Annotated in this window: 13 protein-coding genes and 1 pseudogene; 12 read left to right on the top strand and 2 right to left on the bottom strand. The window is 72.1% G+C overall.

Translation table 11 applies throughout. The features are described 5' to 3' along the window. The first annotated feature begins 66 nt into the window (after nt 1-66). The 6 genes and pseudogenes from MW290_RS15265 (at nt 67) to MW290_RS15240 (ending at nt 6467) form a co-directional block, all read left to right on the top strand. Nucleotides 67-738 (top strand): FHA domain-containing protein, encoded by a 672-nt coding sequence (locus MW290_RS15265; RefSeq protein ID WP_250198576.1) that lies wholly within the window; start codon nt 67-69, stop codon nt 736-738. A 40-nt stretch (nt 739-778) separates the two neighbouring features. Continuing rightward, nucleotides 779-1909 (top strand): annotated as a pseudogene (locus MW290_RS33290) (CHASE2 domain-containing protein); the annotation flags it as partial. 183 nt (nt 1910-2092) lie between these two features. Next, nucleotides 2093-2995 carry an adenylate/guanylate cyclase domain-containing protein gene (locus MW290_RS33285; RefSeq protein WP_375142954.1) on the top strand — a complete coding sequence of 301 codons (903 nt, stop codon included), beginning with the start codon at nt 2093-2095 and terminating at the stop codon, nt 2993-2995. A gap of 53 nt (nt 2996-3048) precedes the next feature. Further along, entirely contained in the window at nt 3049-3852 is an 804-nt protein-coding gene (locus MW290_RS15255; RefSeq protein WP_250198574.1) for an MBL fold metallo-hydrolase, read from the top strand. 182 nt (nt 3853-4034) lie between these two features. Further along, nucleotides 4035-4469 carry a pilin gene (locus tag MW290_RS15245; protein ID WP_310740145.1) on the top strand — a complete coding sequence of 145 codons (435 nt, stop codon included), beginning with the start codon at nt 4035-4037 and terminating at the stop codon, nt 4467-4469. A gap of 288 nt (nt 4470-4757) precedes the next feature. Further along, complete coding sequence (locus MW290_RS15240) at nt 4758-6467, top strand: PglL family O-oligosaccharyltransferase (RefSeq protein ID WP_250198573.1); 1710 nt, start codon at nt 4758-4760, stop codon at nt 6465-6467. A 10-nt stretch (nt 6468-6477) separates the two neighbouring features. Here MW290_RS15240 and moaC read toward each other — a convergent pair whose 3' ends face one another. Further along, a complete protein-coding gene (moaC, locus tag MW290_RS15235; protein ID WP_250198572.1) occupies nt 6478-6966 on the bottom strand; it encodes a cyclic pyranopterin monophosphate synthase MoaC in 489 nt (162 codons plus the stop codon). Between the two features lie 115 nt (nt 6967-7081). Between moaC and MW290_RS15230 the strand changes: the two genes are divergently transcribed. Genes MW290_RS15230 through pbpC form a run of 3 tightly spaced genes read left to right on the top strand, consistent with a single transcriptional unit; the run spans nt 7082 to nt 16718 of the window. Next, nucleotides 7082-8650, top strand: coding sequence for a M48 family metalloprotease (locus MW290_RS15230; RefSeq protein ID WP_250198571.1), 1569 nt, complete (start codon nt 7082-7084; stop codon nt 8648-8650). 41 nt (nt 8651-8691) lie between these two features. Then, entirely contained in the window at nt 8692-14580 is a 5889-nt protein-coding gene (locus MW290_RS15225) for an alpha-2-macroglobulin family protein (protein ID WP_250198570.1), read from the top strand. After that, complete coding sequence (pbpC, locus tag MW290_RS15220) at nt 14577-16718, top strand: penicillin-binding protein 1C (protein ID WP_250198569.1); 2142 nt, start codon at nt 14577-14579, stop codon at nt 16716-16718. Before MW290_RS15225 ends, pbpC begins: the two co-directional genes overlap by 4 nt. A gap of 17 nt (nt 16719-16735) precedes the next feature. On the opposite strand, the gene MW290_RS15215 is transcribed toward pbpC, so the two are convergent. Next, nucleotides 16736-17080, bottom strand: a complete 345-nt coding sequence (locus MW290_RS15215) for a phage holin family protein (RefSeq protein ID WP_250198568.1) — start codon at nt 17078-17080, stop codon at nt 16736-16738. A 124-nt stretch (nt 17081-17204) separates the two neighbouring features. Here MW290_RS15215 and MW290_RS15210 point away from each other — a divergent pair, with 124 nt between their 5' ends. From MW290_RS15210 to MW290_RS15200, 3 genes are read left to right on the top strand one after another with little or no spacing between them, the layout of a single operon-like run. Continuing rightward, entirely contained in the window at nt 17205-17960 is a 756-nt protein-coding gene (locus MW290_RS15210; RefSeq protein ID WP_250198567.1) for an energy transducer TonB, read from the top strand. A gap of 6 nt (nt 17961-17966) precedes the next feature. Beyond that, the gene (locus MW290_RS15205; protein WP_250198566.1) at nt 17967-18719 is read left to right on the top strand and encodes a MotA/TolQ/ExbB proton channel family protein; all 753 of its coding nucleotides are present in this window, start codon (nt 17967-17969) and stop codon (nt 18717-18719) included. Between the two features lie 24 nt (nt 18720-18743). Then, on the top strand, nt 18744-19163 hold the full coding sequence (locus MW290_RS15200) for an ExbD/TolR family protein (protein WP_250198565.1): 420 nt from the start codon (nt 18744-18746) through the stop codon (nt 19161-19163). Nucleotides 19164-19208 lie beyond the last annotated feature (45 nt).

Below are 19208 nucleotides of genomic sequence, written 5' to 3'. Positions count from 1 at the left end.
CCGCATCACCAATCACACGCCGGGCGGCCGCGGCCGCCGGCAGACGTCAAACGCATAAGGTCAAGCATGGGCAAACTGGTCGTTTCGCTGGATGGCGTGGTCATCAAGGAAGTCCAGATCACCAAGGACAAGACCACGCTCGGCCGCCGCCCGTACAACGACATCGTCATCGACAACCTGGCGGTCAGCGGCGAGCATGCGGTGCTGCAGATGGTGGGCGCCGACGTGTTCATCGAAGACCTGAACAGCACCAACGGCACCTACATCAACGGCAAGGCGATCAAGAAGCAGCTGCTGGCCCACAACGACACGGTCGAGATCGGCAAGTACAAGATCAAGTACCTGGTCGAAGAAGGCAACGAGTACGAGAAGACGATGATCGTGCGCCCCGGCAGCGCGGCGCCCGGTGTCTCGCCGTCTTATGCGCAGACCGCGCCCGCCCCGGTGTCCAGCTTCGGCAACCTGGGGGCGCCCGTCGGCACCGCGTCGATCAAGGTGCTCAACGGCGCCGCGGCGGGCCGCGAAGTCACGCTCACCAAGGTCGTCACCACCGTCGGCAAGCCCGGCGTGCAGGTGGCCTCCATCACCAAGCGCCCGGGCGGCTATGTGCTGGCCCACGTGGAAGGCACGTCGCGCCCCACGGTCAATGGCGTGCCGCTGGTCGGTGAATCCGTGCCGCTCAAGAACGGCGACGTGATCGAGCTGGCCGGCACCCAGATGCAGTTCATCCAGGCTTGAGCCTCGCGCGGCGCGCGAAGCGCGCGCTGCCAAAGCCACCGTGAACGGCCGTCGACGCACCACGCTGGTGGCCACGGCCTTCTGGGCCGTGCTGCTGTTGCTGGGCATCGCCCATGCCGTGCGGCTGCTGCCCCTGGAACTGGTGGAGCGGCTGGACCAGACCATGGCCGATGCCCGCACCCGCTGGACGGCCGAGCCCACGGTGCCACCGCGCATCGCCATCATCGACATCGACGAAGCCAGCCTGGCCGAGCTGGGCCGCTGGCCCTGGCCGCGCGACCGGCTGGCCCGGCTGACCGATGAGCTGTTCGACCGCCAGCAGGTGGCCGCCGCCGGCTTCGACCTGGTGCTGGCCGAGCCCGACCCCGGCCCGCTGACCGTGCTGCAGCGGCTGGCGCGCGACGATGCCACGCTGGCCGCCCGCCTGCCCGCGCTGCGCGAGCAACTCGACAACGACGCCGTGCTGGCCCGCGCGCTGGCCCGGCGCCCGGTGGCTCTGCCCTTCTACCTGACCAGCGACCGCGCGGGCGCCCGCAGCGGCCAGCTGCCCCCCGCGCTGCCGACAGCGTTGCCCGACCCGCTGCCCGCCGGCCTGCTGCGCTGGAACGGCCACGGCGCCAGCCTGGACCGCCTGACCGCGGCAGCACCGGCCGGCGGCTTCATCAATGCGCTGCCGGACGACGACGGCCTCATCCGCTCCGCGCTGCTGGTGGCCGCCTACACCGGCGATGCCGCGGCGCCGCAGCTCTACGAATCGCTGTCGCTGGCCGTCTGGCGGCTGGGCGCCAAGGTGCCCGCGCCCACGCTGGAGCTGGCGCCCGCCCCGGGCGGGCCGGCGCTGGTGGCCCTGCGCCTGGGCGCGCAGCGCATCGCGGTGGACGAACGCGGCGCCGTGCAGGTGCCCTTTCGCCGCCACGCCGGGCCGATGTCGGGCGCCTTTGAGCGCCACAGCGCGGCCGACGTGCTGGCCGGCCGCCTGCCCGCCGGCCGACTGGCGGGCTACCGCGTGCTGGTCGGCACCACGGTGCCCGCGCTCGGCGACCTGCGGGCCACGCCCGTGCACCCGGCGCAGCCGGGCGTGGAAATCCATGCGTCGCTGATCGCCGGCCTGGACCAGGGCCGGCTGCCGGTGCGGCCCGACTGGGCCGCCGGCTACGAGGCCTGCCTGCTGCTGGTCACCGCCGGGGTGCTGGGCGTGGGCCTGCGCCGGCTGTCGGCCATCGGCTGCGTGGCGCTGAGCGCCGGGGTGCTGGCCACGCTGCTGGGCATCAACCTGTACGCCTGGCAGGTCCATGGACTGGCGCTGCCGCTCGCTTCGGCCTTGGTGCTGCTGGCCATCGGCTTTGCGGTGGTGATGGCCTGGGGCTACCTGGTGGAAGGCCGCTCGCGGCGCAGCCTGGTGCGCCTCTTCGGCAGCTACGTGCCGCGCGAACTGGTGCGGCGCATGGCGCGTGAGCCCGAGCGCTACACCCGCGCCGCGCTCCTGGCCGAGAACCGCGAGCTGACGCTGCTGTTCTGCGACCTGCGGGGCTTCACCACGCTGTCTGAACACCTGGAACCGCTGGCCCTGCGCGAGCTGCTGAACCAGTTCTTCTCGCGCATGACGGCCGTGATCCACGCCCACGGCGGCACGCTGGACAAGTTCATCGGCGATGCGCTGATGGCCTTTTGGGGCGCGCCGCTGGCCGAGCCCCGCCACGCGGTGCTGGCGCTGCAGGCCGCGCAGGCGATGGCGCAGGCGCTGGATGCGCTGAACCATGAACTGCGGGCTCGCGGCCAGCCCACGCTGTCCATGGGCATCGGCCTGCACACCGGCGTGGCCTGCGTCGGCGACATGGGCTCCGACCTGCGCCGCGCCTACACCGCGCTGGGCGACAGCGTGAACCTGGCCTCGCGCATCGAGGGCCTGACCCGACGCTACGGCGTCGACCTGCTGATCAGCGCCGCCACCCGCGACGCGGTGTTCGCCACCGAGCCGACCACGGCGGCCAGCCTGCCCTGGGTGGAGGTGGGCGAAGTGCAGGTCAAAGGCCGCCAGCAGCCTGTGAACCTTTTCACGCTGGATGTGCATCCAGCGCCACCCGGTTCGGCGCGAGAAGCGCAACTGCGCAATTGGCAGCTTGCGCTGGCCGCGGCGCGCTCGCAACATTGGGAAGAAGCCGACGCGCGACGGGCTGCCCTGCGGGCGGTCGTCACCGAAGGCGATCTTCTGTGGCATCTACAGCACGCGCTGGCCCAGGACCCGAAACGCCGCTGACACCGGCGGCCCTTCCACCCGACGCCTGCACCGCAGATGCCCCGTCCCGCCCCATGAAGATCCGTGTCCTCGGCTGCTCCGGGTCGATTGCCGCCGGCAGCCGAACCACCTCGTTCCTGCTGGACGACGACGTGCTGATCGACGCCGGCACCGGCGTGGGCGACCTGACGCTGGACGAGCTGACCCGCATCGACCACGTGCTGGTCAGCCACAGCCACCTCGACCACATCCTGGCCATCGCCCTGCTGGCCGACAGCGTGATGCGCCGCCGCACCGCCGCCGGCCGACCGCCGATCCAGGTGCATGCGCTGGCACCCACGCTGAACGCGCTGCGCCAGCATGTGTTCAACGGCGTCATCTGGCCCGACTTCACCCAGCTGCCAAGGCCTGAGCAGCCCATCCTGGCCCTGGTGCCCTTTGCCACCGGCGAGGTGCTGGCGCTGGGCGGCCGCCGCATCGAGGTGCTGCCCGCCGAACACACCGTGCCCGCGGTGGGCTTCGCGCTGCTGCACGACGAGCCCGGCCGCGGCGCCCGCTGGGTGTTCACCGGCGACACCGGCCCCAACCCGCGGCTGTGGCAACGGCTGCGCGGCTGGCAGGTCGACCACCTGGTCATCGAGACCGCCTTCGGCGACGACGAACATGCGCTGGCCGACCTGAGCAGCCACCTGTGCCCCTGCACCCTGGGCGAGGAACTGGCCCAGCTGCCCGGGCGCGTGCAGGTGCACATCACCCACATCAAGCCGGGTGAGGTGGAGGCGGTGATGGCGCAGGTGCAGCAGTTGGGCAGCGGCCATGACCTGACCGCGCTGCACACCGGCCAGGTGATCGAACTGGACGGAGCACCTGCCACCTGACGTTTTGCGTCACCTGCTGCCGCAACGCGGCGCTGCCAGGTGACGAGAAATGTCAGGCGATGTGCGGAACCGCACGACTGGGCGCCCTGGCAGCCCCTGGCAAGGCCCGGCACGGGGACTGCAAACAGGGGATCCGACTGCGGTCTCAAGTCACCCCCGCCATCTTCTCCAGGAGCAACACCATGAAGCGCGTCCAACAAGGTTTCACCCTCATCGAACTGATGATCGTCGTGGCGATCATCGGCATTCTGGCTGCCGTTGCGCTGCCGGCTTATCAGGACTACACGGTCAAGGCCAAGGTGTCCGAAGTGAACAACGTCGCTTCGCCTGCGCTGACCGCCGCTGGTGTTGCTTGCAGTGCGCAGACGCTGGCCTCCGGCATCACTCACGACCAACTGGGCCTGCCGGCTAACACCGAGATGAAAGGCAACTATGTCAAGTCGGTCACGGTGACGTCGACCGGCCCGACCAACGCCTTGGTGACGGTGGTGCTGAAGGCCATCGGCTCCGCAGTGGCCGACGATGCAACCGTCACTTGGACAGGTGTCTGCGGTGCGGGTGGCATTGAGTGGACCGTTGCCGGTTCGGTGAACGCGAAATACCTGCCGAAGAAGTGATGACTGCCGTGCAGCGCTTCTGGCGCTGCGCGAGCTGACACGGACACCTTCGGGTGTCCGTTTGCCATTGGGGGCTGCGGAATGGCTTGTCTGCGGCGCAGCGTCGCGTGAAAAGGGGCCTCAGGTCGCAGCCATCGCTCCAGGGCATCCAGCTTCCAGCTCCACCTGTGCGAAAGTCCCCGCTTTCCGCACAGCCCCACCCTCCATGGCGCGCTCGCTTTCGTTCTTCTTCGTCGTCACCCGGTGAGCCCGCGCCCGCTTCTGCCTGGCGCCGGATGGCTGGCCTTGTTGGCTGCCACCGTCCCCGCCCTCATCGCCTTCAACGAGCCGCCGTCCTCCACCCTCTACAACCAGGCCGCCGCGGCGGTGCTGTGGGGTTTGTTCGTGGCGTGGAGCACCGCCGGTGCTGCGGCGCAGCCGGGTCCGCGATTTGGCGCGCCAAGGGCCTTGTGGCCGCTGGCGCTGCCGCTGTTGCTGCTGGCCGGCGCGGCGCTGGCTTCTTCGGTCTGGGGCCAGTTGCCGATCACGCTGGGTCGGCTGTCCGCGCTGTCGCTGCTCGGCGCGCTGGTGATGGTGGCGGCCGGCTGGGCGGCGGTGGCGCGCGGGCAGGGTCGTGTGCTGCCGGCGGTGTTCGCGGCCTGGCTGCTGGTGGGGGTGCTGAGCACCGCCATCGGCGTGGTGCAGGTGTTTGCACCCGAGTTGGCCGATGGCAACGTCATTGCGCGCACCGGGTTGCTGGGGCGCGCCGTGGGCAACCTGCGGCAGCCCAACCACCTGAGCAGCCTGCTGCTGTGGTCGGCCATCGCGGTGGTGCCGCTGCTGGAAGCGCGGCGCCTGCCGCGTGTGGCCGCTGCGCTGCTGATGGCCTTCATGGTGTTCGGCATCACGTTGTCGGGCTCGCGCACCGGGCTGGTGGGCATGGCGGTGCTCACGCTGTGGGGCCTGCTGGACGGGCGGCTGCAGCGGCCGGCGCGCGGCGTGCTGCTGGCGGTGCCGCTGATGTTCGCCGCCAGCTGGGCGGTGATGACCTACTGGGCCGGGCAGACGGCCAAGACCTTCGGCGCGGCGCTGCACATGGCCGCGGGCGGCGACATCTCCAGCAGCCGCTTCGGCATCTGGCGCGACACGCTGTCGCTGATCCGCATGCACCCGGGCTCGGGCGTGGGCTGGGGCGAGTTCAACTTCGCCTGGTCGCTGACCCCCTTCCCGCAGCGGCCGGTGGCCTTTTTCGACCACACGCACAACCTGCCGCTGCAGCTGGCGGTGGAACTGGGCCTGCCGCTGGCGGCGCTGGTGCTGGCGCTGCTGGCCTGGGCGCTGTGGCAGGCCGGGCGGCGCAGCCTGCAGGTGCCGGGGGCGGAAGGCGCCGGTGTGCGCGCCGCCTTCATGATGGTGCTGATGATGGCGCTGCACAGCCAGCTGGAGTACCCCCTGTGGTACCTGTACTTCCTGCTGCCCACCGCCTGGGCCTGGGGAGCGTGCCTGGGTGCCGGCCAGCCAGAGGCAGCGGCGCGCACGGCCTCACCCGCCGCGCGCCGGCCGGCGCTGCTGCTGCCCGCCGCCGGCCTGCTGACGATGGTGCTGGGCCTGGCTGCGATGCAGGACTACCGCCGCGTGGTGGTGATCTATGCGCCGCCAGCCGATGCCAGCCCGCTGTCGCAGCGCATACGGCTGGGGCAGGATGCCTGGCTGTTCGGTCACCAGGCCGACTACGCGGCCGCCACCACCACCGACCAGCCCGGCCTGCTGATGCCGGCGGTGCAGCGGGCCGCGCACAACCTGCTGGACACGCGGCTGATGATCGCCTGGGCCCGCGCCTATGCGCAGCAGGGCGACCTGGAACGCGCGCGCCACCTGGCCGAGCGGCTGCGTGAGTTCCGCAACCCGAACTCGGACGAGTTCTTTGCCGAATGCCAGAACCCGAAGCGCGAACCGTTGCCCTTCCAGTGCACGCCATCGCGTTTGCCGCTGGACTGGCGGGACTTCCGGACGCCTTAGCGTCGTGGCTTCAGGCAGTCGGCGGCAGATCGGCGGCTGTCCAGTCGCCCGACTTGCCGCCATGCTTCTCGATCACCCGCACCCCGTCGATCACCATGCCGCGGTCCACGGCCTTGAGCATGTCGTAGACGGTGAGCAGGCCCACCTGCACCGCCGTCAGCGCCTCCATCTCCACGCCGGTGCGGCCATGGGTTTCCACCTGCGCGGTGCAGCGCACGGTGCTGGCGGTGGCATCGGCCTCGAATTCCACCGCCACGCGGGTGATGGGCAGCGGGTGGCACAGCGGCACCAGGTCGGCCGTGCGCTTGGCGCCCTGGATGGCGGCGATGCGGGCCACGCCGATCACGTCGCCCTTCTTGGCGGTGCCCTGGGCCAGCAGCGCGAAGGTGGCCGGCTGCATGCGGATGAGGCCGGTGGCGCGGGCCACGCGGTGCGTTTCGCGCTTGGCGCCAACGTCCACCATGTGGGCCTGGCCCTCGGTGTCGAAGTGGGTCAGCATGGGTAGGGGCAGCGCGGGTACAGCGGCGGGTGAGGACATTCCGAAACGTCGCAGCAAAGGGTCGGTGTCATCATAGCGACCGGTGTTCCGCCGCCTTCCTGCTTTGACCCTCTCCTTGAAGCTGACCCCGCTGTCCCTCGCGCTGGCCCTGGTGATCACCAGCCTGCCGGCCACGCTGTCGCCCGCACAGGCCCAGGTGCGCCTGCCGTCGCTGGGTGAATCGGTGTCGGAAGACGTGGGCGTGGGCGCCGAGAAAAAGCTGGGCGACGAGATCATGCGGCAGGTGCGCCGCGACGCCGACTACATCGACGACCCGCTGCTGCTGGACTACGTGCAGTCGGTCTGGAGCCGCCTGGTGGCCGCGGCGCGCGAGCGGGGCGACATCGGCGCCGACACCGACGGCGTGTTCGCCTGGGAAGCCTTCCTGGTGCGCGACCGCAGCTTCAACGCCTTTGCGCTGCCCGGCGGTTACGTGGGCGTGCACCTGGGGTTGATCGCCGCCGCCGGCACGCGCGACGAGCTGGCCTCGGTGCTGGGCCACGAGCTGTCACACGTCACGCAGCGGCACATCGCCCGCAGCATCTCCAGCTCGTCGCGGCAGTCGCTGGTGGGCATGGCGGCGATGATCCTGGGCGTGGTGGCGGCCAGCCGCGCCAACAGCGGCGACGGCATCAACGCCGCCATCATCGGCAGCCAGGCCGCGATGATGCAGGGACAGCTGAACTTCTCGCGCGACATGGAGCGCGAGGCCGACCGCATCGGCTTCCAGGTGATGACCGAGGCCGGCTATTCGCCGCAGGGCATGGCCGCGATGTTCGAGAAGCTGGAAAACGCCTCGCGCCTGAACGACAGCGGCAACTACCCCTACCTGCGCAGCCACCCGCTGACCACCGAGCGCATCGGCGAAGCGCGCATGCGCGCGCAGGCCTCGGCCCAGGCCGCGCCGGCGGTGGTCACGCCCGAGCACCTGGTGATGCAGGCCCGCGCTCGCGTGCTGGGTGATACCGGCGTCAGCGCGCTGCGGCGTGCGCAGTCGCAGGCGGCCGACTCCGACCGCCACCCGCCCGCGGCCGAGCGCATGGCGGCGCTGTATGGCAGCGCGCTGGCCTCGCAGCAGCTGCGTGAGCCGCAGCGCGCGCAGGCCGCGCTCGACGCCGCCCGCGCCCTGGCCGGCACCGATCCCGCGGTGCAGCGCGCGTTCACGCTGTTGCAGGCGCAGATCTGGCTGGACAGCGGCGCCGCCCCGCGGGCCCTGGCCGCGCTGCAGGCCATCGACGACCATTCGCGCCCGCTGATGCTGATGCGCGCCCAGGCCGCGCTGGACGCCGCCCGCGCCGCCGGCATGGCCCGTACCGATCCCCTGCGCCAGGGCACCGACGCGCTGCAGACCTGGGTGGCCGACCACCCGCAGGACGCCACCGCCTGGAGCCTGCTGGCCCAGGCCAACACGCAGCAGGGCCTGCGCCTGCGCGCGGTGCGCGCCGAAGCCGAAGAACGCGCCGCCCTGGGCGACCTCACCGGCGCCATCGACCGCCTGCGCGCGGGCCAGCGCATGGCGCGCAGCGGCCTGCAAGGCGGCAACGACTTCGTCGACGCCTCGGTCATCGACGCTCGGCTGCGGCAGATCGACGCGCTGCGCCGACAGCTGTACGCCGACGCCAACCGGCAGCCACCCCGCGACTGATCGGCTAGGCTGCGCTTCCCATGTGCCGGGAAGCCTTGCCGATGCCCTTGCCCTCGTTCCTCCGCCGCGGTGCCGTGCCGGCCGCCCTGCTGCTGGCCGCAGCCCTGACCGCCGCCACGCCACCGGCACACGCCGCCCGCATCGACCGCGTGCAGCCGCAAGGGGAAGTGGCCGAGGTGCGGCAGATCAGCGTGCGCTTTTCAGAAGCCGTGGTGCCGCTGGGCGACGGCCGGCAAAAGCCGCCGCTGACGCTGCAGTGCAATGGCCGCGCGCCCGCCGGCACCGGCCGCTGGGCCGATGCGCAGGTGTGGCTGTTCGACCTGGCCACGCCGCTGGCGCCGGGCCAGCAATGCCGGCTGCAACTGGCCGCCGGCTGGCAGCCGGCCACCACCGGCACGCCGCTGGAAGGCCGTACCGACTTCAGCTTCTCGACCGGCGGCCCGGCCGTGCTGCAGGTGCAGCCCTGGCCCGGCACCGAGCTGGAAGAGGACGCGCACTTCCTGCTCACGCTCAACGGCCCCGCCACGCCGGCCAGCGTGCAGGCGCGTGCGGTGTGCGAGGTGGAAGGCCTGGGCGAAAGCCTGCCGGTGCGCATCGTCGAAGGCGCGGTGCGCGATCAGGTGCTGGCCCAGCAGTTCAAGGGCCAGCGCCGCCGGCCCGAGGCCAACCGCCTGCTGCTGCTGACCTGCCAGCGCCCGCTGCCGGCCGAAGCGCGCATGCGCCTGGTGTGGGGCAGCGGCATCGCCTCGGCCGACAACCCGCAGGTGCTCACCCGCACGTCGCAGCGCTTCGAGTACACGGTGCGCGCGCGTTTTGCGGCCGACTTCAGCTGCCAGCGCGAGCGGGCCGATGCCGGCTGCCTGCCGCTGCAGGCTATGGTGCTGAACTTCTCCGCCCCGTTGCCGCGCGCCCAGGCCGCCGCCATCCGTCTGCAGCCGGCGCAGGGCGCCGCGCTGCAGCCACTACTGGAAGCCGGCGACGATGCCGTGCGCTCGGTGCAGTTCAAGGCACCGCTGCCGCCGGACACCCGCTTCACCCTCACGCTGCCCACGCCGCTGGCCGACGACAGCGGCCGCCCGCTGACCAATGCCGCCGCCTTTCCGATGGCGGTGGCCACCGGGCCGATGCCGCCGCTGGCCAAGTTCGCGGCCGCGCCCTTCGGCATCCTGGAGCTGGAAGGCCCGCAGGCGGTGCTGCCCCTCACGCTGCGCCATGTGCAGGCGGACCTGCTGGGCCCGCAGGCGCGCGGCACCGCCACCGTCAAGCGGCTGGACGCCGGCACGCCCGATGCCGAGCTGCTGCGCTGGATCGGCCGCGTGGCCCGCTTCCACGAGACCACGCTGAGCGCCAAGCAAGCCGGCCTGCCGCAGAGCCAGTGGAAAGAGCGGGTGACCGAGACCGACGACGAAGGCCGCAGCCGCACCGTGGTGCGCGAGCGCCAGCTGGCCACCCGCAGCCTGCCACTGCTGCAGGCAGCCACGGGCACCACCCGGCTGCAGCTGCCCGCGGCCAGCGGCCGCACGGGGGATACCGAAGTGATCGGCCTGCCGCTGGCCGGCGCCGGCTACCACGTGGTGGAGGTGGCCTCGCCCCAGCTGGGCCGCCAACTGCTGCCCGAGGGCAAGACCATGTTCGTGCGCACCGGCGTGCTGGCCACCAACCTGGCCGTGCACTTCAAGCACGGCAGTGAATCCAGCGTGGTGTGGGTGACGCGGCTGGACCGGGGCCGCCCGGTGGCCGACGCGCAGGTGGCGGTGAACGACTGCCGCGGCAACCAGCTGTGGCAAGGCCGCACCGGTGCTGACGGCGTGGCCCGCATCGACGCCCCGCTGGTGAACGAGCGTCGTGGCGAAGCCTGCCTGGCCGACAGCGCCGGCCTCTTCGTCACCGCCCGCGCGGGCGGTGACCTGTCCTGGGTGTTCAGCGACTGGAACCGCGGCATCGAGCCCTGGCGCTTCAACCTGCCCACCGGCAGCCCCGACGACGTGGCCGAAGGCCCCACGCTACGCGCGCACACGGTGTTCGACCGCACGCTGCTGCGCGTGGGCGAAACCGTGCACATGAAGCACCTGCTGCGCGCCGAAACCAGCCGCGGCCTGCAAACCCTGCCGGTGGCCGACCGGCCCACGCGCATGCGCATCACCCACGTGGGCAGCGACACCCGCTACGAGCAGCCGCTGACCTGGCAGGCCGAAGGCCGCCATGCCAGCGCCGACTGGGCCGTGCCCACCACCGCCAAGCTGGGCCAGTACGAGGTGGAGCTGCTGCGCGGCGACCGCGCCTGGTCCAGCGGCAGCTTTCGGGTGGAAGCCTTCCGTGTGCCGCTGGTCGATGCGCGGCTGAGTGCGCCCGCCGGTCCGCTGGTGGCGCCCCAAAGCCTGCCGATGGCGGTGCAGCTCACCCACCTGTCGGGCGGCGGCGTGGCCAAGGCGCCGGTCCAGCTGAGCGCGCTGTGGCGCGAGCGCAGCGTCGACTTCGCGGGCTATGAGGATTACAGCTTCCAGCCCCCGCGGGAGCCCGGCCAGGAAGCCGATGCCGCGGCCGGTGAAGAAGCCGCCGACGGCGCCCGCCTGGTGGCCGACAAGCTGGCCGCCACCACCGATGCCAACGGCGCTGCCCGCATCGAGCTGCCACGCCTGCCCGTGCCGCGCACGCCGGCCGAGCTGACCGCCGAACTGCGCTTCGACGACCCGAACGGCGAGGTGCAGACCGCCACCCAGCGCCTGGCCGTGTGGCCCAGCGCGGTGGTGGTGGGCCTGCGTGCGCGCGCCTGGGCGGCCAGCCCTGGGCAGGTGCGCTTCCAGGCCGTGGTGCTGGACACACAAGGCCGCCCCAAGGCCAACCAGCAGGTGGAAGTCACTGGCCGCCGCACGCAATGGATCAGTTCGCGCAAGCGCTTGGTGGGCGGCTTCTACGCCTACGACCAGCGGCGCGAAGTGCAGCCGCTGGGCACGCTGTGCAGCGGCCGCAGCGATGCACGCGGCCTGGTGCTGTGCGAAGCCTCGCTCACCGCGGCCGGCGAGGTGGAACTGGTGGCCCAAGCCAAGGACGAAGCCGGCCGCGCCAGCCAGGCCGCCACCTCGGTGTGGATCACCGGCCAGGGCGACTTCTGGTTTGCGCAGGACAACGACGACCGCATCGACCTGCTGCCCGAGCAGCGCAGCGTGGCGCCCGGCGGCACCGCACGGCTGCAGGTGCGCATGCCCTTCCGCGAAGCGACGGTGCTGGTGTCGGTGGAACGCGAAGGCGTGCTGCACACCCAGGTGGTCACGCTGCGCGGCAGTGAGCCGGTGGTGGAAGTGCCCATTCCGCGGCTGCCCAAGGACGCCACGGCGGATGCCACCAGCTGGGCGCCCAATGTGTACGTGAGCGTGCTGGCCCTGCGTGGCCGGCTGCGCGAAGTGCCCTGGTACTCGCTCTTCCAGTGGGGCTGGCGCGCACCGCTGGACTGGTGGCGCGCCTTCCGCAACGAAGCACCCGACTGGCGGCCGCCCGGCGCGATGGTGGACCTGGCCAAGCCGGCCTTCAAGTTCGGCGCCACGCAGCTGCAGGTGGGGCTCGATGCGCACAAGCTGGACGTGCACGTGAGCGCCGACCGCGCCCAGTACGGCGTGCGCCAGACCGCCCAGGTGACGGTGAAGGTGACGCAGAACGGCCAGCCGGTGGCCGGCACTTCCGTGGCCTTTGCGGCGGTGGACGAAGGCCTGCTGGCGCTGCAGCCCAACGGCAGCTGGCAGCTGCTGGAAGCGATGTTCCAGCCCCGGCCCTGGTCGGTGGAAACCGCCACCGCGCAGGGCGAAGTCATCGGCCGCCGGCACTACGGCCGCAAGGCGGTGCCGGCCGGCGGCGGTGGTGGCCGCAATCCCACGCGCGAGCTGTTCGACACCTTGCTGCTGTGGCGCGCCGAAGTCACGCTGGACGCCAAGGGCGAGGCCAAGCTGCAGGTGCCGCTGAACGATTCGCTCACCAGCTTCCGCCTCGTGGCCATCGCCGATGCGGGTGCCGACCGCTTTGGCACCGGCAGCACGCAGGTGCGGGTGTCGCAAGACCTGCAGATGCTGCCCGGCCTGCCGCCGGTGGCGCGCGAAGGCGATCGCTACAACGCCGTCTTCACGCTGCGCAACACCACCAGCCGCGCGATGACGGTGCAGGCGGCGTTGAAGGCCGAAGGCGTGACCGGGCTGCAGCCGCAGACCGTCGCGCTGCCCGCCGGTGCCGCGGCCGAAGTGGTGTGGCCGGTGCTCACGCCCAGCGGCGTGAGCGCGCTGCAATGGGAAGCCTCGGTGGCCGAGCAAGGCGGCAGCGCCCGCGACCAGGTGCGGCTGCCGCAGGCCATCACGCCCGCGGTGCCGGTGCAGGTGACGCAGGCCACGCTGGCGCAACTGGAAGGCACGCTCACCCTGCCGGTGGCGCCCCCTGCCGGCGCACTGCCCGAGCAAGGGCCCAAGGCCGGCGGCCTGCGCATCGGCCTGCAGCCACGGCTGGGTGCCGAGCTGCCGGGCCTGCGCCGCTTCTTCGAAACCTACCCCTACGCCTGCCTGGAGCAAAAGACCTCGGTGGCCCTGGGCCTGCGCGACGTGGCGCGCTGGCAGGCCGTGGTGGCGCAGCTGCCCGACTACCTGGACAGCGATGGCCTGGCGCTGTACTTCCCGCCCGCGGCGGGTGACGCGCCGCGTGGCCACGACCGCCTGACCGCCTACCTGCTGCAGGTGAGCGACGAAGCCGGCCGGCTGGACCCGCGGCTGGCGCTGCCCGCTGCGGCCAAGGAGCCGATGCTGCAAGGTTTGGCCGCCTTCGTCGAAGGCCGGCTCACGCGCAGCAGCCGTGCGCCGCGGCCCGACCTGGACGTGCGCAAGCTCGCCGCGATCGAGGCACTGTCGCGCCACGGCCGCGCCACGCCGCGCATGCTGGGCTCCATCGACCTCGTGCCGGCCACGTGGCCCACGGCGGCGCTGATCGACTGGCTGCAGATCCTGCAGCGGCTGGACGGCGTGCCGCAGCGTGAGCAGCGGCTGGAGGAAGCACGCCAGCTGCTGCGCAGCCGGCTCGATGTCAGCGGCACCACGCTGCGCTTTGGCACCGAAGCCACCGACGGCTGGTGGTGGCTGATGGACAGCCCCGACGCCAATGCGGTGCGCGTGATCCTCGCCACGCTGGAAGACCCGGGCTGGCAGGCCGACCTGCCGCGGCTGGTGACCGGTGCCTTGGCGCGGCAACGCGGTGGCGCCTGGTCCACCACCACGGCCAACACCTGGGGCTCGCTGGCGCTCAGCCGCTTTGCGCAGCGCTTCGAGAAGGAACCCGTGGCCGGCCGCAGCGTGGCGCGCCTGGCTGGCGCGGAGCAGCAGATCGACTGGGCCGCGCAGCCGGCCGGCGGCGTGCTGCAGCTGCCCTGGCCGCCAGCCGGCACGCCCACGCCGCTGACCCTCACCCAGCAAGGCAGCGGCAAGCCGTGGGTCAGCACCCAGGCGCTGGCCGCCGTGCGGCTCGAATCACCGGTGTTCGCCGGCCTGCGGCTGGCCCGCAGCATCACGCCGGTGTCGCAGAAGGTGCCGGGCCGCTGGTCGCGCGGCGACGTGCTGCGGGTGCGCATCGAGCTGCAATCCAATGCCGACAACGGCTGGCTGGTGGTCAGCGACCCCGTGCCCACGGGCGGCACCGTGCTGGGCGGCGGTGGTGGGCGCGACTCCGCCATCGCCACCCGCGGCGAAGAGCAGCAAGGCCCCGGCGTGCTGGCCTATGTGGAACGCACACCGGCCGCCTGGCGGGCCTACCACGAGTGGATGCCGCGCGGCACGCAGGTGATGAGCTACACGCTGCGGCTCAACAGCAGCGGCCGCTTCCAGCTGCCGCCCACGCGGGCCGAGGCGATGTACGCGCCCGAGGTGTTCGCCGAGCTGCCCAATGCGGCGCTGGAGGTGCAGCCTTGAGGCCTGCGCTGGCTGCGGCGGCGCTGCTGTGGCTGGCCACCTCGGCCCTGGCCGCGCCCCCCAGCTTCGAGCAGGTGCGCGCCGCGCACCGCCCTTCCGACCTGCTGCTGGTGGACCGCGCCGGCGTGCCGCTGAACAGCGTGCGGGTGGACCCCACCGTGCGCCGCGGCGACTGGGTGCCGCTGGCCGAGGTGTCGCCAGCGCTGCGCACCGCGCTGGTGTTGAGCGAAGACCGCCGCTTCTGGGAACATGCCGGCGTCGACTGGTCGGGCCTGGCGCGCAGCGCCTGGGCCAATGCGGTGAACCGCCGCACCCAGGGCGGCTCCACGCTCACCATGCAGCTGGCCGGCCTGCTGGACGAAGGTCTAGCGCGGCCCACGGGCGGGCGCAGCGTGGTGCAGAAGATCGGCCAGATCAGCCTGGCGCGTGAGCTGGAAGCACGCTGGCGCAAGACCGAGATCCTGGAGGCCTACCTCAACAGCGTGCCCTTGCGTGGCGAGCTGGTGGGCGTGGCCGCCGCCTCGCAGCAATTGTTCGGCAAGCACCCCAGCGGGCTCGACGCACCCGAGGCCGCGGTGCTGGCGGCGCTGGTGCGCGCGCCCAATGCACCGGCCGCCGATGTGTCGCGCCGCGCCTGCGGCGTGCTGCAACTGCAGAAGCTGGATTGCGGCGGCGTGGCACTGCTGGCCGACCAGGCGCTGACCCGACGCCCCGGCCCCGCCGCGCTGGCGGCCGGCAGCCCGCAGCTGGCACCGCACCTGGCGCGGCAGGCCGCCGCCGCCTGGCGCGCCGGAACACGGCCCGTTGGCCCGCTGCGCAGCACGCTCGATGCACGGCTGCAACGGCTGGCGCTGCAGGCGCTGCAGCAGCAGTTGGCCGAGCTGCAGGGCCGCAACGTGCAGGACGGCGCGGTGCTGGTGCTGGACAACCGCAGCGGCGAGGTGCTGGCCTGGGTGGGATCGGCCGGCGCCGCGCTGTCGTCGGCGCACGAGGTGGATGCGGTGCTCGCGCGCCGCCAGCCGGGCTCCACGCTCAAGCCCTTCGTGTATGGGCTGGCCTTCGAGCGGCGCCTGCTCACGCCCGCCAGCCTGCTGGACGACACCCCCACCGAACTGGCCACCGGCGTCGACGGCATCGGCGGCCTCTACCAGCCGCAGAACTACGACCGCCGCTTCAAGGGCTGGCTGTCGGCGCGCACCGCGCTGGGCGCCAGCCTCAACGTGCCCACGGTGCGCGTGGGCGCGATGCTGGGACCCGATGCGGTGTTCGAGCGCCTGAATGCGCTGGGCCTGCAGATCGACCACACCGCCGGCTACCACGGCCATGCGCTGGTACTGGGCAGTGCCGACGTCACGCTGCTGGCGCTGGCCAATGCCTACCGCACGCTGGCCAACGGCGGCTTGGCCTCGCCCACCCGCTGGCAGCCGGGCGCCGCGGTGGCGCCACGCCGGGTGATGGACGCCCGCGCCGCCTGGCTGGTGACCGACATCCTGGCCGACAACAACGCCCGCGCGCTGACCTTCGGCCTCGACAGCCCGCTGGTGACCCGCGGCTTTGCCGCCGCCAAGACCGGTACCAGCAAGGACATGCGGGACAACTGGTGCGTGGGCTTCACCGCCCGACACACGGTGGCGGTGTGGGTGGGCAATGCGGCCGGCGAGCCGATGCACCACGTCAGTGGCACCAGCGGCGCGGCGCCGGTGTGGCGTCAGCTGGTGCAGGCCTTGATGGCGGAAGATCCGCCACAGCCGCCACCCGCGCCCCCGGCCGGCGTGCTGCGCCAGCCAGTGCGCTTCATCGGCGTGGCCGAGCCCGACCGCCCCGAGTGGTTCATCGCCGGCACCGAGCAGGCGGTGTTCCAGCCGCGCAGCGTGCAGGCGGCGCCCTTCGGCATCGCGCAGCCGCGCGACGGCAGCCTGTTCGCGCTCGACCCCGACATGCCGCCGCAAGCGCAGCGCCTGGTGTTCGAAGGCGCCGATGGCGTGTGGCACCTCGACGGCAAGCGCCTGGGCAGCGGCCCGCGGCTGCTGTGGTCGCCCTGGCCGGGCCGCCATGTGCTGGCGCTGCGCAGCGCGGATGGGCGGCTGCTGCAGCAGGTGCACTTCGAGGTGAGGGGTGCCACGGTGCGGGCGCGCTGAGCGTGCCGCAAAAGGTATCAGAAGAGGCGTTCCATCGCCACGTCGATCACCATGCCGGCCAGGCTGTAGATCAGCGAGCCGATCAGCGCGGCCACGAAGCCGGTGACGTAGAAGCCCTGCAACACGCTGGCCGCCATCCAGAAGGTGAGCGCGTTGATGACGAAGAGGAACAGCCCCAGCGTCAGCAGCGTGACCGGCAGCGTCAGCAGCACCAGCACCGGCCGCACGATGGTGTTGAGCAGGCCCAGCACCAGCGCCGCGATCAGGGCCGAGCCGAAGCTCTGCACCACCACACCGGGGTAGAGATAGGCCACCAGCAACAGCGCGGCGGCCAGCAGCATCCAGCGAACAATCAGTTTCATGCGGCGCAGCATAGCTGCCGCACGCGCGCTGTCGCGCCTGTCAGACAGCGCCTCGCTACTTAATAGGAACTGTTCTCATTCGTGTTACGATAACTTAATATTGCGAATTATTTCTCGCCCTCCGATGACCCCTGCCCGATCGATCGCTGCGCCCGCCGCGCCTGCCGCCGCGGACGCGCCGCCTTCGGTGCCCCGCGCGCCCCTGGCCCCGCCGGCCCAGCGCGACGAACTGCCCGGCGGTGCCCGTGCCGCGCTCACCGCCGGCATCGTCGCCGCCCACGTGGCCGCGATGTGGGCACTGCTGCAGGTGGATGCGGTGCGCCAGGCGGTGGCCGAGGTGGCGCCGATGGTGGTGGACATGGTGGCGCCGCCAGCGCCGGTGCCCACCCCTCCGCCCCCACCACCGCCGCCGCAGCCACGGCCCAAGACGCCACCGGCCCCTTCGCCGGTGATCGCCGCCGCACCCTCGCCCTCGCCCACGCCGCCCACCTTCGTGGTGCCGCCTGCACCGCCCGAGCCGCCCGTGCCGCAGCAGGTGTTCACCCCGCCGGCGCCCCCCGCGCCGCCAGCACCGCCCGCCGCCCCCGTGGGGCCGAAGGTGGTGCCGACCAGCGCACTGCGCTGGCGCGTGCAGCCGCCGATCGAGGTGCCGCTGGCCTCGCGCCGCATGGGCGAAAGCGGCACCGTGGTGCTGCGGGTGGTGGTGGACACGCGCGGCATGCCCGCGCAGTGGTCGGTGATCCGCTCTTCCGGCTATCCGCGGCTGGATGCCAACGCCACCTCGGCGATGGCCCAGGCCCGCTTCGAACCCTGCACTGAAAACGGCGTGGCCGTCGTCTGCGAGAGCACGGCCACCTTGTCTTACGAACTGGAGCGTTGACCCTCGATGGAACCCACCAACACCCTTGGCTTCGGCCACTTCATTGCGCAGAGCGATGCCGTCGGCAAGACGCTGCTCGGCATCCTCATCGTGATGTCGGTCGTGTCCTGGGCCCTGATCGCGCTCAAGGGCATCACGGCGCTGGTGCGCAACCGCCGCAGCACCGCCTTCCTCGACTTCTTCTGGAACGCCCGCTCGCTGGACGCGGTGCAGCACGAGATCGCCACCCATGGCGCGCGTGACCCGTTCTCCCACCTCACCGCCCACTCCATGCATGCGCAGGCCCACCATGCCAAGCACGGCGCCGCGCGCCTGGCCGAAGCCGGCAGCGCCAACGACTTCATCACCCGCACCATCAAGAAGGTGCTGGACGAAGAAACCACCCGCCTGGAAAGCGGCCTGACCACGCTGGCCACCGTCGGCGCCACCGCGCCCTTCGTCGGCCTGTTCGGCACCGTCTGGGGCGTGTACCACGCGCTGGTGGCCATCGGCATGAGCGGCTCCGGCACGCTGGACAAGGTGGCCGGCCCGGTGGGCGAGGCGCTGATCATGACCGGCATCGGCCTGGCCGTGGCCATCCCGGCCGTCATGGCCTACAACGCCTTCACCCGCAGCAACCGCGTGCTCACCGCCCGCCTCGATGCGTTCGCGTATGAGCTGCACAGCTTCCTGACACTGGGCGAAGCGCCCGGCGCCGGCGCGCAGCAATCGGCCAGCGCCAGCGTGCGCCCGCTCAAGCCCGCGGCCTCGGCGGCCTGACGCGGCAGCTCGGAGTCCACGACCATGGCTTTCGCCTCCTTCGACGCCAAGCGCAGCAATGCGCCGGTGGCCGAGATCAACATGGTGCCGCTCATCGACGTGATGCTGGTGCTGCTGGTGATCTTCATCGTCACCGCGCCGCTGCTCACCCAGGCCGTCAAGCTCGACCTGCCCAAGGCCGACTCGCAGGCCAACCTGCCCAAGCCCGAGCGCATCGAGTTCGCGATCGACGCCGCCGGCACCCGCTACTGGAACGGCGAGCCGGTGACGCGTGAAGTCGCGGCCGAGCGCTTCCTGGCCGAAGGCCAGAAGCAGCCGCAGCCCGAGATCCAGCTGCGCGCCGATCAGAGCGTGGCCTATCGCAACGTGGCCGAGACGCTGGCCGATGCCTCGCGCGCCGGCCTCAGCAAGATCGGCTTCGTCAGCGAGCCCGAGAAGCGCTGACCCCGGCGGCCGTTCACGGCCGCCACCGCCCCCGATTCCGGCCAG

The sequence above is a fragment of the Aquincola tertiaricarbonis genome, from assembly GCF_023573145.1.
Classification (GTDB): Bacteria; Pseudomonadota; Gammaproteobacteria; order Burkholderiales; family Burkholderiaceae_C; genus Aquincola; species Aquincola tertiaricarbonis_B.
The sequence above is the reverse complement of the archived record's forward strand: the minus strand, read 5'-3'. Positions and strand labels throughout refer to the sequence as shown.

Excerpts from the sequence above, each read along its gene's own strand:
- MW290_RS15265 (WP_250198576.1), top strand. The coding sequence starts at position 67 with ATGGGCAAACTGGTCGTTTCGCTGGATGGCGTGGTCATCAAGGAAGTC.
- MW290_RS33285 (WP_375142954.1), top strand. The coding sequence starts at position 2,093 with ATGGCCTGGGGCTACCTGGTGGAAGGCCGCTCGCGGCGCAGCCTGGTG.
- MW290_RS15255 (WP_250198574.1), top strand. The coding sequence starts at position 3,049 with ATGAAGATCCGTGTCCTCGGCTGCTCCGGGTCGATTGCCGCCGGCAGC.
- MW290_RS15245 (WP_310740145.1), top strand. The coding sequence starts at position 4,035 with ATGAAGCGCGTCCAACAAGGTTTCACCCTCATCGAACTGATGATCGTC.
- moaC (WP_250198572.1), bottom strand. The coding sequence starts at position 6,966 with ATGCTGACCCACTTCGACACCGAGGGCCAGGCCCACATGGTGGACGTT.
- MW290_RS15225 (WP_250198570.1), top strand. The coding sequence starts at position 8,692 with ATGCCCTTGCCCTCGTTCCTCCGCCGCGGTGCCGTGCCGGCCGCCCTG.
- MW290_RS15215 (WP_250198568.1), bottom strand. The coding sequence starts at position 17,080 with ATGAAACTGATTGTTCGCTGGATGCTGCTGGCCGCCGCGCTGTTGCTG.
- MW290_RS15210 (WP_250198567.1), top strand. The coding sequence starts at position 17,205 with ATGACCCCTGCCCGATCGATCGCTGCGCCCGCCGCGCCTGCCGCCGCG.
- MW290_RS15205 (WP_250198566.1), top strand. The coding sequence starts at position 17,967 with ATGGAACCCACCAACACCCTTGGCTTCGGCCACTTCATTGCGCAGAGC.
- MW290_RS15200 (WP_250198565.1), top strand. The coding sequence starts at position 18,744 with ATGGCTTTCGCCTCCTTCGACGCCAAGCGCAGCAATGCGCCGGTGGCC.